The organism is Pseudomonas paraversuta (assembly GCF_904063065.1).
GTDB classification, from domain to species: Bacteria; Pseudomonadota; Gammaproteobacteria; order Pseudomonadales; family Pseudomonadaceae; genus Aquipseudomonas; species Aquipseudomonas paraversuta.
The window spans coordinates 259114-273791 of the sequence record NZ_CAJFCL010000006.1; the positions used below are offsets into that span (position 1 = coordinate 259114).

Annotated in this window: 14 protein-coding genes; 8 read left to right on the forward strand and 6 right to left on the reverse strand. The window is 58.4% G+C overall.

What is annotated here, in order from left to right; translation table 11 throughout:
* Positions 1–93: 93 nt before the first annotated feature.
* The 4 genes from JQ845_RS14470 to JQ845_RS14485 are packed head-to-tail and all read left to right on the forward strand — an operon-like array spanning position 94 to position 2567.
* On the forward strand, positions 94–396 hold the full coding sequence (locus JQ845_RS14470) for a BufA1 family periplasmic bufferin-type metallophore (RefSeq protein WP_003443123.1): 303 nt from the start codon (positions 94–96) through the stop codon (positions 394–396).
* Positions 397–418: 22 nt separating this feature from the next.
* Positions 419–1297 carry an MNIO family bufferin maturase gene (gene bufB, locus JQ845_RS14475; RefSeq protein ID WP_003443134.1) on the forward strand — a complete coding sequence of 293 codons (879 nt, stop codon included), beginning with the start codon at positions 419–421 and terminating at the stop codon, positions 1295–1297.
* Positions 1294–2067: an HvfC/BufC N-terminal domain-containing protein gene (locus JQ845_RS14480; RefSeq protein ID WP_203009172.1), complete on the forward strand. Its 774-nt coding sequence runs from the start codon at positions 1294–1296 to the stop codon at positions 2065–2067. Before bufB ends, JQ845_RS14480 begins: the two co-directional genes overlap by 4 nt.
* Positions 2064–2567, forward strand: coding sequence for a DoxX family protein (locus JQ845_RS14485; protein WP_127196131.1), 504 nt, complete (start codon positions 2064–2066; stop codon positions 2565–2567). The genes JQ845_RS14480 and JQ845_RS14485 overlap by 4 nt, the downstream gene beginning before the upstream one ends.
* On the opposite strand, the gene JQ845_RS14490 is transcribed toward JQ845_RS14485, so the two are convergent.
* Complete coding sequence (locus tag JQ845_RS14490) at positions 2558–3472, reverse strand: LysR family transcriptional regulator (protein ID WP_202210322.1); 915 nt, start codon at positions 3470–3472, stop codon at positions 2558–2560. The two genes, JQ845_RS14485 and JQ845_RS14490, sit on opposite strands and share 10 nt — an antisense overlap.
* A gap of 105 nt (positions 3473–3577) precedes the next feature.
* Between JQ845_RS14490 and JQ845_RS14495 the strand changes: the two genes are divergently transcribed.
* The 4 genes from JQ845_RS14495 to nhaA all read left to right on the forward strand — a co-directional run bounded on the left by JQ845_RS14495 (position 3578) and on the right by nhaA (position 8157).
* A complete protein-coding gene (locus JQ845_RS14495) occupies positions 3578–4177 on the forward strand; it encodes a short chain dehydrogenase (RefSeq protein ID WP_203009173.1) in 600 nt (199 codons plus the stop codon).
* 152 nt (positions 4178–4329) lie between these two features.
* Positions 4330–5001 (forward strand): COG3650 family protein, encoded by a 672-nt coding sequence (locus JQ845_RS14500; RefSeq protein ID WP_003443139.1) that lies wholly within the window; start codon positions 4330–4332, stop codon positions 4999–5001.
* Positions 5002–5101: 100 nt separating this feature from the next.
* Positions 5102–6712: an NAD(P)/FAD-dependent oxidoreductase gene (locus tag JQ845_RS14505; protein ID WP_203009174.1), complete on the forward strand. Its 1611-nt coding sequence runs from the start codon at positions 5102–5104 to the stop codon at positions 6710–6712.
* 263 nt (positions 6713–6975) lie between these two features.
* Complete coding sequence (gene nhaA, locus JQ845_RS14510; RefSeq protein WP_010655673.1) at positions 6976–8157, forward strand: Na+/H+ antiporter NhaA; 1182 nt, start codon at positions 6976–6978, stop codon at positions 8155–8157.
* A 100-nt stretch (positions 8158–8257) separates the two neighbouring features.
* On the opposite strand, the gene JQ845_RS14515 is transcribed toward nhaA, so the two are convergent.
* The 5 genes from JQ845_RS14515 to JQ845_RS14535 all read right to left on the reverse strand — a co-directional run bounded on the left by JQ845_RS14515 (position 8258) and on the right by JQ845_RS14535 (position 14670).
* Complete coding sequence (locus JQ845_RS14515; protein ID WP_003443142.1) at positions 8258–8722, reverse strand: outer membrane lipoprotein; 465 nt, start codon at positions 8720–8722, stop codon at positions 8258–8260.
* A 187-nt stretch (positions 8723–8909) separates the two neighbouring features.
* Entirely contained in the window at positions 8910–9557 is a 648-nt protein-coding gene (pdxH, locus tag JQ845_RS14520; RefSeq protein WP_003443143.1) for a pyridoxamine 5'-phosphate oxidase, read from the reverse strand.
* A gap of 23 nt (positions 9558–9580) precedes the next feature.
* The gene (locus JQ845_RS14525) at positions 9581–10711 is read right to left on the reverse strand and encodes an OmpA family protein (protein ID WP_127196129.1); all 1131 of its coding nucleotides are present in this window, start codon (positions 10709–10711) and stop codon (positions 9581–9583) included.
* Between the two features lie 109 nt (positions 10712–10820).
* Positions 10821–11966: an EstA family serine hydrolase gene (locus tag JQ845_RS14530; RefSeq protein ID WP_003443145.1), complete on the reverse strand. Its 1146-nt coding sequence runs from the start codon at positions 11964–11966 to the stop codon at positions 10821–10823.
* A gap of 352 nt (positions 11967–12318) precedes the next feature.
* On the reverse strand, positions 12319–14670 hold the full coding sequence (locus JQ845_RS14535) for a beta-galactosidase (RefSeq protein WP_161718228.1): 2352 nt from the start codon (positions 14668–14670) through the stop codon (positions 12319–12321).
* Between the last annotated feature and the right edge of the window lie 8 nt (positions 14671–14678).

A 14678-nucleotide genomic window follows, 5' to 3' on the forward strand; every position in this document is an offset into this window, starting at 1 on the left:
TCGCCTGTAACAAATCCAGGGCTGCTCTCTCTAGTGGGTAAGCCGGCAGCATTCAGTGGCCGGCGGAGTAAATATCACCCCTGGAGACTCACCATGAACAACAAAACCACCCGCACTTTTTCCGCTGCAGCCCTGGCTCTTGCCCTGGGCTCTGCTTTGACCGTTGCCGCTTTGCCCGCCCAGGCGGCCGGCGATATGGAGAAGTGCTTCGGGGTTGCCTTGAAAGGCCAAAACGATTGTGCCGCAGGCGCGGGCACCACTTGCGCAGGCACCTCCAAAACCGACTACCAGGGCGATGCCTGGAAACTCGTGCCTAAAGGTACCTGCGATAAAACGGCCAGCCACACCTCATCCACCGGCTTTGGCCAACTTGCCGCTTTCACTGCCAAATCCTGATATCCAGCCATGGGTCCTGATGATGCACAGTTCAACTGCTTCGCTCATCGCGCCTCGTATCTCCCAGCTCCCGCCGCGTGCGGGCCTGGGGCTCAAGGCCGAACACTTCAAGGATGTACTGGAGTCCCTGCCTGATGTCGGGTTCTTTGAAGTACATGCAGAAAACTACATGGTGGCAGGCGGCCCCTTCCATCATTACCTGGGTCTGATCAGAGAACGCTACCCGTTGTCGATTCATGGGGTCGGCCTGTCGATTGGTAGCGACACCCCACTCAATATCGAGCATCTGCAACGTTTACAAACTTTGCTTGCCCGCTACCGGCCCCGGGTGTTTTCAGAACATCTGGCCTGGTCCAGCCACGGGCCGCATTTTCTCAACGACTTGCTGCCTTTGCGCTATGACCTGAGCACCCTGCAGCGGGTCTGCGCACATATAGATCAGGTTCAAAACACCTTGCAGCGCCAGATACTGCTGGAAAATCCCGCGACCTATGTGGAGTTCGACCAGACACATTTCGACGAAGCGAGCTTCATTCATGAAGTCATCACCCGTAGCGGCTGCGGCCTGTTACTGGACGTGAACAATGTGTACGTGTCCTGCGTCAACCATGACCGCGATCCCCTGGCCTATATCAACGCACTGCCCTTGCACGCGGTGGGCGAACTTCATCTGGCAGGCTTTGCAGAAGATATCGACCAGTCAGGGCAGCGCTTGCTGATCGATAGCCATGGCGCCCCCGTCGACCAGGCTGTCTGGGCGTTGTACCAGCAGGTACTGGAATGCGTTGGCCCGGTGGCCACGCTGATCGAGCGCGACAACCAATTGCCTGTTTTCAGCGAACTGCTCGCCCAGGCCGAGCTCGCTGACTGTTACCTGCTAACGACCCGGGAGCGAACATGAGACTACAAGAAGCGTTCAGCGCAGCCGTGCTTGACTCCCAACAGCCATGCCCGCGAGGTTTGGTATCGCGCAACGGGCACGTCGAGAGCCGTTTCGCGGTGTATCGCAACAATGTCCAGAAAGGGTTGATCAATGCGCTGGCATTCAGTTATCCCGTAGTGGCCAGGTTGGTGGGCGAGTATTTTTTTCAGGAAATGGCACGGCTATTCATTAAAAAAAGCCCGCCTGACAGTCCGATAATGAGCACCTATGGCGTCCGTTTTGCTGACTTCATTGGCGATTTCGAGCCCGCCAGGAGCCTGCCCTACCTGGCAGATACCGCACGTCTTGAGCGCTTGTGTGTAGCGGCCTATCACGCAGCAGACGCCTGGGCGGTGGATCCGCAGGTACTGGCCCGGATGCTCAAGGTGCCAGAAAGTCTCGGTCAGTTGCACCTGCAGCTGCACCCCGGCGTTGCAACCCTGGACTCGCCTTACGCCGTAGCCGATTTATGGGCCGCACATCAAAACGAGGAGCTAAGCCAGGGACTTGACCTGAGCCTGCCACAAAGCACCGTGGTGCTGCGTTATGGATTATCTGTCGAGGTATTCGCCGTCAGACCCGGTTACACGGCCTTTATCAGGCATCTGCAGAGCGGCCATGCCTTGGGGCCCGCCGCGGAACATGCGCTACACGTTGATCCTTACTTTGACTTGAGCCAGGCCCTGGCGCTGCTGATTACCCATGACGCCATCACTGATTTGTCCCCTGCTCCCGAGATTTCGCCATGAACACGCCTGTCGCAACCTCCTGCCTGTTACGCCGTTGGATCGAGTACGCAATTGCACTCATGCAGCGCATCCCCCACAGTTTGATCGCTTTGATCGCACGCTTTTCCATTGCCGCCGTGTTCTGGAAGTCAGGCCAGACCAAAGTCGAAGGTTTTGCCATCGACCTGGTTAACGGTACGTTCCAGCTCGGCGTACCGCACCTGGCCGCGTCCACGACCTACCTGTTCAGCACCGATTACCAGCTGCCACTGCTGCCCCCTGATGTAGCTGCATACGCGGCGACCCTCAGTGAGCATCTGTTCCCGGTGTTGATCCTGCTGGGTTTCGCTACCCGCTTTTCGGCGCTGGCCCTGCTGGGCATGACCCTGACCATTCAGTTGTTCGTCTACCCCGATGCTTACCCGACCCACGGCACCTGGATCGCAATTCTGTTGTACCTGATGGCAAGAGGTCCGGGCGCCTGTTCAATTGACCGGCTGATTGCGCGCCGCTATGGCTGAAGCCGGGCTAATGCCTCACCGCTACGCTTAAACCAGCCCGCCAGGTAGTCCGCCAGCACCTGGGTGCGCCTGGGCAAGCCCCCCTGATAGGGATGCACCAGATACATGGGATTGCTGCGGGTCTGATAATCACGCAACAAGCCGCGCAAACGCCCGTCCGCCAGCTCAGCCTGGAGCATGTAAGACGGCAAACGGGCGATTCCCGAACCGATCAGGGCGGCTTTTTTCAGCAAACTGTAGTGATTACTGGCGAACACCCCCGATACCCGAACCCGATGCAAATCATGCTGCTGGTGGTACTGCCACTCCTCACGCCCACTGTAGTGACTGTTCAGCAAGCACTGATGCTCCACCAGTTGTTGCGGAGTATCCGGCTCGCCGTGTTGCTCAAGATAGGCCGGGCTGGCGCAAGTGACTTCATGCCAGGTCAGCACGGGCCTGGCCACTAACCGCTCGTGACTGCTCACTTGCGAGCGGATCGCCAGATCAAAACCGTCCCGCGCCAAATCGCGATAACTGTTGTTGAGCTCCAGCTCAATCTGCACCTGCGGGTAATCCCGGGAGAACTCCAGCAGCAGTGCATCAAAGAAGGTTTCACCCAGTGACACGGGCACAGTCATACGCACCGGACCTGCCATGTCGTCCTTGAGCCGTGCCAATGCCTGACGCGCACGCTCCACTTGTACTACCAGCGCCTGAGCCTGGGGCAGCAATGCAGCGCCGGCTGCAGTCAGACTCAGGCGCCTGGTAGTGCGGTGCAGCAACACCACCGAGAACTGCGCTTCAAGGTGGCTGATGCGCTTGGACAACTGCCCTTTGCTGCACCCCAGCTGCTGGGACGCCAGGGTAAAACTGCCGGCATCGATCAACACCGCGAACGCCGCCAGGTCATCCACTTCGCTCATTGATTGTTTCCATATGAAAACCAAAGGTTGCCCATTAGTGCGCTTATCACCTTAAAACACCAGCATTAGACTCAACCCACACCCCATCACTGAAGGAACATGGCAATGAAGATTCTGTTGATCGGCGCTACGGGCACCATAGGTTCAGCCATTGACCGCGAGTTGTCGCCCCGCCATGAAGTCGTGCGCATTGGTCGCAGCAGTGGCGATTTCCAGGTTGATATCAGCAACAGCGCTTCGATTCGGCAACTGTTTGAAAAAACCGGTCGCTTCGATGCCCTGGTGTGCGCTGCAGGCAACGTCAATTTCGTGCCATTGGCCGAGATGAGCGAAAAAGACTTCACCCTGGGCTTGCAGGACAAACTGATGGGGCAGGTCAATCTGCTGCTGATCGGTCGTGAATTTGCTAACGACGGCGCCTCGTTTACGTTCACCAGCGGTGTAATCAACCGTGAGCCGATTCTTACCGGCAGCAGCGCAGCGCTGGTAAACGCCGCACTGGATGGCTTCGTAAAAGCCGCGGCGATCGAACTGCCCCGCGGCCTGCGGGTGAACTCGGTGAGCCCTACCGTGCTGACCGAAGCCATGGGCAAATATGCCGCATACTTCCGCGGATTCAAGTCGGTCGCAGCAGCTGACGTGGCGTTGGCCTACGCCAAAAGCGTAGAAGGCCTGCACACCGGGCAAACCTATCAGGTCGGCTAATCGACCAGTCCCTTTGCAGGGGCGGGCTTTGCGGATCAAAAAATCTCGAACGGGCACGCTCGCGCAGGGCCTGCCCGGCGGAAAAAAAGATCGCCCCTTGTGCAGCACTTCGCGCCTAAGTAACGTGGCAGCACTAGTCAGGAGTCTCAATGATGCGTGCTGCTCGTTCCTTGGTTTTGTTCGCCCTGTTGCCCCTTTTTGCGGGCTGCCAAATGTTCAACAGTAAACCCGCTGACAGCAATGCCGGCATGACCCGTCTGCAAGGTGAGCTGGTTTCGGCCAATGGCCAGTTAATTTTCCAGCCATGCGTCGGGCAACAGCGCTATGTGGTGCGTGACAGTGCCAGTACCACCCTGGTGCAAGACGCCACGGACATGCCTGACAAGCCCGGCAAGTTGTTCGCCGACATTCGCGGCAGCTTTGTCACCGGTAAAGTCCCCGGCACTGACGGCGAAGTTCAGCTGCAACAACTGTATCGCCTGGAGCGCAACAGTTCCGCCTGCAAAGACCCCAACTTCAAACAAATCACCGTGCATGCCAACGGCAATGGCCCGGCGTGGGAAGTCCAGGCAGGCGCCAAGGGCATGGTGCTAAAACGCGAAGGCCAGCCACAACTGGCACTGCCTTTTGTTGAGGAACAGGTCGGCGACGGTCGCTTCTCCCTGTCCACAGAAGCCAACAACCAACACATCGAACTCTGGGTCGCCCCGCAACGCTGCACGGACAGTGTCAACGGCAGCATTCAGCATCTGGGCGCTGAACTGCGGGTCAACGGTCAGGTACAGCGTGGTTGTGGCTACTTCGGTGGCGCACGTAACGACTAAACGACAAATGTTGCTGACGGTCTGACCTCCAGGCAGCTTATAATCGCCGGTTCGCGTTAAGGCTGCCGGGGTTTGCCTGGCCCCTCTATTGGACACTGTCATGTTACGAATTACCGAACTCAAGTTGCCGATCGACCATCCCGAAGAAGACCTGCGCCCTGCCATCGTGCAGCGCCTGGGCATCGCCAGCGATGACCTGCTCGATTTCACCTTGTTCAAGCGCAGCTACGATGCGCGCAAAAAAACCTCCGAATTGTGCTTCATCTACACCATCGACCTGAGCGTGCGCGATGAAGCCCCGCTGTTGCTGCGGTTCGCGGATGACCGCAACGTCAATCCTGCTCCGGACGTCAGCTACAAAGTTGTCGGCCACGCGCCCCAGGATTTACGCGAACGCCCGATTGTGGTGGGTTTTGGCCCATGCGGTATTTTCGCTGGCTTGCTGCTGGCACAAATGGGCTTCAAGCCGATCATTCTTGAGCGCGGCACTGAAGTGCGCCAGCGCACCAAAGACACTTGGGGCCTGTGGCGCAAAAACGTCCTGAACCCCGAATCGAACGTGCAGTTTGGCGAAGGCGGCGCCGGGACCTTCTCGGACGGCAAGCTCTACAGCCAGATCAAAGACCCGAAACACCACGGTCGCAAAGTGCTGCACGAGTTTGTCAAAGCCGGTGCGCCGGACGAAATCCTCTATGTCAGCAAACCGCACATCGGTACGTTCCGTCTGACCGGCGTAGTCGAAAACATGCGCCAGCAAATCGAGGCGCTGGGCGGCGAGGTACGCTTCCAGCAACGCGTTACCGACGTATTGATCGATGACGGACACTTGACCGGTGTGGTCCTGGCCGATGGCGAGCAACTGAACTCGCGGCACGTGATCATGGCCCTGGGCCACAGCGCCCGAGACACCTTCCGCATGCTCCATGAGCGCGGTGTGTATATGGAGGCCAAGCCGTTCTCGGTGGGTTTCCGTATCGAGCACCCGCAGTCGTTGATCGACAACGCGCGCCTTGGCAAGTACGCCGGTCACCCGAAGCTGGGCGCCGCTGATTACAAGCTGGTACACCACGCCAAAAACGGCCGCTCGGTCTACAGCTTCTGCATGTGCCCCGGCGGTACAGTGGTTGCAGCCACCAGCGAGCCCGGCCGCGTCGTGACCAACGGCATGAGCCAGTACTCGCGTAATGAACGCAATGCCAACTCAGGCATCGTGGTCGGCATTACCCCCGAAGACTACCCGGGTGGACCTCTGGCCGGTATCGAGTTGCAAGAGCGTCTGGAAGCCCACGCCTATGTGTTGGGCGGCAGCAACTACGAAGCGCCGGCGCAATTGGTTGGCGACTTTATTGCGGGCAAGCCGTCCACCGCACTGGGCAGTGTTGAACCGTCCTACAAGCCGGGCGTATCCCTGGGTGATTTGGCACTGGCTTTGCCGGCCTACGCCATTGAAGCCATCCGCGAAGCCTTGCCGGCATTCGAGAAGCAGATCAAAGGTTTCTCGATGCATGACGCGATCCTGACCGGGATCGAAACTCGCACCTCATCGCCATTGCGCATGACCCGCGACGGGTCGATGCAGAGTCTCAATGTCAAAGGCCTGTTCCCGGCTGGCGAAGGCGCAGGATACGCCGGCGGAATTCTGTCGGCGGGCGTGGATGGCATCCGGATTGCCGAAGCCGTTGCCCGGGATATTCTCGGTATCGAAGCCTGACCCTGTACCGCTGCCGCCAGGCTTCGACAAGGGCTGTTACGCAGCCCTTTTCAGCTCCAGGCAGCGGTACAGTTTGATCCACAGGACAGTTCCTGCAGTCTGCTCAAACTCAACGCGGCTCCATTGGGCACTCAACTGCTAGGCTCTTTGTCGAAGTGAGATCAACGCGTTGTTTGAAACGAAAGCCAACCCGGTTTTTGTTTTAACCAGCGGGTTCACAAGTCCGGGTATCGCACCCCATAACTATCCGATGGAGAGCCACCTTGCCTCTGCGTAGCACTTTCACTCGTTTCTTTCAGTTGGAAGCTGCCAGCGGTCTGTTGTTGATTGCAGCTGCGGCTCTGGCTTTGATCATCAACAATTCGCCGCTTTCCCACTACTACACAGCCTTTCTTGACGTACCGGTGGCCGTGCAGATCGGTGCCTTGCAAATCGCCAAGCCCTCGCTGCTGTGGATCAACGATGGCCTGATGGCTTTGTTCTTTCTGCTGATTGGCCTGGAGGTCAAACGCGAACTGCTCGACGGACAGCTGTCCAGACCATCCCAGGTAGTATTGCCCGGTGCAGCCGCAGTTGGCGGCATGGTAGTGCCGGCACTGATTTACTGGTACATCAACAAAGATTTCCCGGACGCCCATGGCGGCTGGGCAATCCCGATGGCCACTGATATTGCCTTCGCCCTTGGGGTGCTGGCCCTGCTCGGCAAACGTGTCCCGGCGTCACTCAAACTGTTCTTGATGACCCTGGCGATCATTGATGATCTGGGCGCAATCATTGTGATTGCGGTGTTCTACACCACCGAGCTGTCAGGGGTATCCCTGATGCTGGCTGCGGCGTGCCTGGTGATTTTGATCGCGATGAACCGCATGGGCGTGGTCAAGATCGCCCCTTACATGATCATCGGACTGATCCTCTGGGTATGCGTGCTCAAAAGCGGCGTGCATGCCACGCTGGCGGGTGTGACCCTGGCATTCTGCATCCCGCTGCGGACCAGGAACTCCGAACCGTCACCACTGATGGGCATCGAACATGCGCTGCACCCCTGGGTGGCTTACGGGATTTTGCCATTGTTTGCTTTCGCCAATGCCGGCGTCTCGCTGACAGGCGTCAACCTGCACAGCTTTACCCACCACGTGCCGATGGGGATCGCCACAGGCTTGCTGCTCGGTAAAACCCTGGGCGTGTTTGGCTTGACCTGGATCGTGATTAAAACCGGCTGTGCAGCGCTGCCGGCCGGTGCTAACTGGGGTCAGGTGTTTGGCGTAGCGATTCTGTGCGGTATCGGGTTCACCATGAGCCTGTTCGTAGGCTCCCTGGCGTTTGTGGCGGGAAGCAGTGATTACGTGGGAATGGACCGCATGGGCATCCTGACCGGCTCAATTCTGGCGGCGCTGATTGGCTACGGGGTTACGGCGTTCTTTAGCCGTAAACAACAGGTCGCCTGACCTTGCGCGAGCCCGCTCCCGGATAAGGGTCATAGATAAACAAAAACCCCGGCCAGTTCACACTGGCCGGGGTTTTGTTTTTAACGGTGTCGCCTGGGCGTTACTGGGTAACGCGGCTGGTACCGTCAACAGTCATGATGCGTACACGCTCGCCGGTACGGAACACCTGGTTCGGCTCAACCTGCTGCACGTAGGCACGGGTGCTGCCGTCGTCTTCACGTACGGTGATTTCTACACCCTGGGTCTTGGTCAGGCCCGACTCGGCTGCCGAGCCCAGCAGGCCACCAGCTACTGCACCGATAACGGCGGTCACGATGCTGCCACGACCACCACCGATAGCACTGCCACCAACGCCGCCGATAACAGCACCTGTTGCAGCGCCGATCGGGGTTTTGGTGCCTTCAATCTGTACCGGACGCAGGGCAACGATGGTGCCCATGCGAACAGTTTGCACGCGGCGCGCTTCATCGCGCGAGTAGGTGTCGCCGGTCAAGCTCGAGGTGCAGCCGCCCAACAAAACTGTCATGGTCGAAAAAGCAGCAACTAACAGTACGGACTTACGCATAGGATCAACTCCAAAAGATCAGGGATACATTAAACTCTGCAGCCGGGTGCATGTCACCGCGCGGCGCAGATAAACAGCCTTTATTCAGCGCCTGTACAGTCTCGTCAGGCCTGACAACTCTCTAAAAACTCGTGTAAGGGTAGCGCGTAATTACCGTTTTGCATTACGCAGCTTCCCGGTAGCGACTTCAGGGCGCCAGCCGCTCAAGGGTCCAGCGAGCTCCGTCAAAACGATAGTTCAGCCGGTCATGCAGACGGCTTGGACGCCCCTGCCAGAACTCGATGCGTTCAGGCAATAACCGATAACCGCCCCAGTGTTCAGGACAGTGCGGCTGGGTCTCGCTGAAACGCGCCTCTGTGGCTTCAAGCAGCCCTATCAACTCTTCGCGACCCGCAATCACCTGGCTTTGTGGCGAAGCCCAGGCCCCGATCCGGCTACCCAACGGGCGAACCTGATAGTAGGCATCGGACTCTTTCGCCGACACCTTGATCACCTGACCTTCGATACGCACCTGGCGCTCCAGGGTAGGCCAGAAAAAGGTCATCGCCGCAAAGGGACATGCAGCCAATTGCTGGCCCTTGGCGCTGGTGTAGTTGGTGAAAAAGGTAAAACCCTGATCATCCAGACCTTTAAGCAGGAGCACTCGACAATGCGGGCGACCCTGTGCATCGACCGTGGCCAGGGTCATGGCGTTGGCTTCGACCGGTGGCTGCTCGGTTTTGACCGCGTCACTGAACCACTGATGAAACAGCGCGAAAGGCTCATCCGGAGCCTGAGCCTCGGTCAGCCCGTCACGGGTGTAATCACGGCGCATATCTGCCAGCGATTGAGTCATGAGCCAATCCTTTCCTGAATCAATCAGTTCTTGGCCTGATCGTTAGCAGCAACCTTTTTACTGGTGTCGGCTTTAGCCACTACCGGCTTTTTGGCTGGAGCAGCTTTCACTGCCTTTTTAGCCGGGGCTTTAGCCGGGGCGCCTTTTTTGGCAACCACCGCTTTCTTGGCAGGAGCAGCCGCTTTTTTCGCAATCGACGGCGCAACAGCCGGCTGCACTGCAACCAGATCAGATGGCGACAAGGCAGGCTGGCTGTATTTGCTGACCAGCGCGACCATGGTCGCTTGCGGAGTCATGAGGATTTCAACCCGGCGGTTCAGTGCACGACCTTCATTACTGTCGTTGGCTGCACGAGGCATTACCGAGCCCATGCCACGCAGGGTCAGACGATTGCTCTGCAGACCGCTCATGCGGAAGATAGCCGCCACTGATTTGGCGCGATCCAGGCTCAGTCGGGTGTTGGCTGCCATGGCGCCTGTGGCGTCCGCATGGCCAAGCACCAGTACTGCAGTTTTGGGATCGCCTTCAACCACTTTGGCCACACGTGTGAACGGGCCAAGCATGGACGGCATCAACAAATCCGGGCGTGTAGCCTTGAACGAGCTATCAGCCGAGGCCACGATCACCAGCAAGCTTTCGCGACGCTCCAGTTGCAGGTTGGTGTCTTTGATTGCTGCACGCAGGCGAGGCTCGTACTCGTCCAGCCAGGCCTGAGTGATTTTCGGATCTGGCATTGGAATCACGCCAACCGTTGCGGGCTTGCTGTCTTTGGCAGCGCTATCAAACGGCCACCACCAATTCTTGGTCGATGTTGTTGCAGGAGCTGCGGCGCCAGCCACTACCTTTTCTTTCTCCGCCGGGGCATCTTTTTTGGCCGAGTCAGAACCAAATGGCCACCAGCTGAAAGCGCTTTCTTTGGCTTCGGCTACAGCAGGAGTCGCAGGCGCTGCGGCAGTTTTGGCGACCGGCGCAGTTACTTTAGTGTCTGCAGGCTTGGAAGGTGCGCTGGCGCTTTTATCGGAAGGCGTCGACGCTTGGTCGGAAGAGCCCAGCTGCCACCATTTGTGGCCACCTGCGGCGTCATTCTGTGGAGTTTGTGCACAACCGGTGATTGCCAGGCAAAGAGCCAGAGCGAGGGTCTTATTAGATGACATTGAATATCCACACAATGAATTAAGAATAAAAGGCGCTATGCCTACATAAAAAAACGTATTAAACGCATAAAAGCTACAGGGTTCCGACCTACGGCCTACAAATACCCGGTTATAGACACCTCGCCAAGACTTTAACCAGCTTTTGCGCCCGTGGGTCCATCAATACATAAGGCCCAAGTGTATTAGTAACAAAGCCAAAAGCCACATCCCGCTCCGGATCGGCAAACCCTATCGACCCTCCTGCCCCGGGATGACCAAACGCCTTGGGGCCCAGGCCGAAGGTAGCGTTGGCTACATCCGGTTGATCCAGCATGCAGCCCAGCCCGAAGCGAGTCTGCGTCAGCAAGGTTTTATCCGGACCGATGCTGTGCTCACGGGTCAATTGCCCGAGCATTTCGGCTTCAAGCAAACTGCCATCCAGCAAACCGCTGTAGAAACCGGCCAGGCTTCGGGCATTGCCGTGGCCGTTGGCCGCCGGCTGCTCCATCCGCCGCCATTCCGGCTTATTGGTGCTGGTCATGATAGACGGCGGGTTGGTGAATGCCCGAGTGCTGATCGAAGCCGGCTCATTCATCATCGCTTTCAACAGGCGTTGCGCAGCCGCATCGCCCATCGTGCCTTTGCTGCGAGCAATATGGGCCACCCGGTAAAACTCTTCATCCGCCAGCCCGATATGGAAATCCAGCCCCAAAGGCCTGGCGGTACGCGCCATTATCGATTGGCCCGCACTGCGCCCGTCGGCCCGACGAATCAACTCGCCCACCAACCAGCCATAAGTGATTGCGGCGTAACCATGCCCTTCACCGGGGGTCCACCAGGGCGCTTGCGCGGCCAGCGCATCCACCATGGTCTGCCATTCATACAAGGCAGCCGCCGGCATTGATTCACGTATTGCCGGCAAGCCGGCGCGATGGCTGAGCAACTGGCGCAACGTGATCGACTCTTTGCCCGCAGCAGCAAACTCAGGCCAATACCGGGCAACAGGCACATCGAGCTCCAGCTTGCCCTCTTCTACCAACTGCAACGCAGTGACTGCGGTAAAGGTCTTGGTACAGGAAAACAGATTGGCAATGGTGTCGGTGTGCCAAGGTTGCTCTGCGTCCTTGTCAGAGGTGCCGGCCCACAAATCGAGCACCGTTTCGCCGCCGATCCGGATGCACAGTGCCGCGCCGCGTTCTTGCGGATCATTGAACAGATCGGCAAACGCCTCACGTACTGCTTCGAACTTAAGGTCGTGAAAACCCTGAATCTGCACCCGCACCTCCTGAATCAAGCATGGCTCTACAAGGCATGCATTGTTCCAGTCCCTGTGAGATTTTGAAACAGAGCAAACCGCTACCAACGCACAATTTTTGTGCATTACGCAGTCGGCGCAGAAGGTATCAGCGTGAGAGTGGATTTTTTGTGAAATCCCCGCAGAACAGTCGTAGCGGGCCCGAATCGCATGCGTGCACGCTGAACGGCTTCGACCCCACTTGCCCACCTCCCTTTCGCATCCATTTCGAAGCCTCCATTCAGTTGAATGGAAGCTCCAGGTTTTCAAATGCTATCTAGAAGGGCGCAGGCCCCCTGGAGCGACGCAGTGACTCGCCGCCCGGTTTCGCAGATCAGTGACCTTTACCTGAATGACCGCCGGCATGGCCCGGGCCAGAGCTTCCAGCGCTGCCATCCTGAGGTGTATGCACCGGGGCTTTGGCGGCCTGGTCAGCATCGACCTGGGCCTTGGCGGCCTCTTGGCCGAGTTGATCGAGGACCAGCAGGTTGGTTTTACGCACGCTGTCGACAAAGCCGGTAAACGGCAGGTCGGTGATACCGATCATGCCGAAGTGACCATTCTCGCCATCGAGTAAACGGCCGGTAACCGGCTGATCCAGGTACTGGAACCAGTGCACGCCGACAATCGACGGCTCAGCCACTGCCTGCTTGAGAAACCTGGCATAGGCCGGACCGCGGGCTTCTTCGCTGGCCACTTCGGTCATGCCGCCCCAGAACGGGCCGCGGTCGCGGGAGCCAAAGTTGAATTCAGTGATCATCACCGGCTTGTCCAGTTCGCGCAGTTTGGCGAAGTCATAACCGTCCTGCGGCTGCAGGGTATAGAAGTTGAAACTCAGTACGTCGCAATACTTGGCGCACGAGGCCACGGCTTCTGGTGTGCTCACGGCAAAGCGGCCGCCCAGCAGCAAGTGATTCGGGGCATGCCACTTCAGCGAGTCGGAAATGGTCTTGAAATAGGTATCGGCGAAGACCTTTTGGAAATACTGATAATCCGCTTCAATTTCCGGGTGCTCGGCGCTGGGCAGCGGCGCCTCGAAACCCGGGTCTTCCATTAGCTCCCACGCCGGGATATCGACACCCCAGGCTTTGGACAGGCCTTGCTGGTTACGGTACTTGTCGCGCAACTGCTTCAGAAATGCACGTTTGGCCGGTACGTCCGTGGTCAGCCGCAAGGTGCCCAGGGCCAGTGCATAGCGCGATGCCGGATCATTACCGGGGCCGGCCCAGGCCAGTTCGTTGTCCGCGAAATAACCGATCAGCCATGGGTCATCCCGATGGTCGCGGGCAGCAATCGCCACTGCGCGCTCGGTGGCCATGGCAAAGCGCGGGTCAAACGGATCGGGCATGCCGCCCCACCAGTCGGCACCCGTGCTGATGCTGGCGTAGTCACCGACTATCGACAGCGGCAAGGTGTAAGGCACCCGATCATTGAGCCCCAGTTCCGGATCGCTCCAGTTGCCGATGGTGTTAAAGCCCCAGGCTTGCAGGCGATCCAGGGCGTGTTCCTGCCAGCGCTTGGCATCAATAACTTGTGGCGCACATGGAATAACAGGCTCAGCCCCGGGGACTGTTTTGCCGGCGTCGCAAGGCTGCGCGTAAATCCGTTGCAGGTTGGCGCCATAGAAGTTGTACCAGCGGCCTACGTTGTAACCTCGCCCCTGCGCGGAACCGTTACCGTTGTTGCTGTTCGATGAACCGTAATAACCGGCCAGAGGCGCACCCTGCTCGGGCAGATCGGTGAACATCCACTCACGCCCGGCAACGTAGGTCTGGCTATCGTTGGCCGTCACGGCATTCAGGCCCAAGGAATAAAACGGATGGCCTTGCGGGGTCACCAGATTCCAGCGTCCATTGCGTTTTTCGGTGTAAAAAAAGCCGGTAGCCTTGAACCCCGGACCTTTGAGCGAACCGCCAAACTTGTCCTGATCCCCCCGTTTGGCCAGCCAGCCCTTGAGCAACTGCTGTTCTTTGGCAGCGGCGGCTTTGAGCTGTTCATCATTGGCCACTCGCTCCGGCCACTTGGCCCGGGTCGACTGGCCGTAGCCATCCACGATCGAGCCGTATACGGCCTTGATCACACCGGCATCATCCTGCACGCCAAAGCGTTCGAGCAAAATGCTTTGCGCGGCATTGGGTTGCGGGATGGACAAGGTGACCGATACCACCTGGCTGAGATCAATCGCACCTTGGGTGCTGGCCAGCAAGATACGTTGCCCGTCGACAGTCATCGGCATCGGCGGTCCCGCGCGCATACCCTGGCTGTACGGCGAATTCGCCTGCAACGGCAGTAACAGGGTTTGCGCCGGTCCCGCAGGTAAGTCGACCCGGCTGGTGAGGGTCTTGCCGTTATTGCTTTGCACGGTCACATCGAGGGTGAGCGCCCAGTTCATCGCATTCTGGATACGCAGGGTCATCATCCCCGACTGCGACCAGTCCCATGCGCCGGTTTGCGGCGTGAGACGCAGGCTTGGCGCAGCAGCCGGGTTAAAGGTCACGCGGCGCAGCACTTCACCTTCCGCCGTTTGCTCCGCGTTGTATTGCGGCAAGCTCGCATCCACGGTCGCCACTTGCACCACATCGGCAGGACGAACGAAGTTGAACAAGGTTTGTTGACCGGCAGGTGCCGCCAATAGCGGGGTCGTGACCAGCAACGCAAAAACAGCAGACAGCGAACGGCGAATCATATGGATCA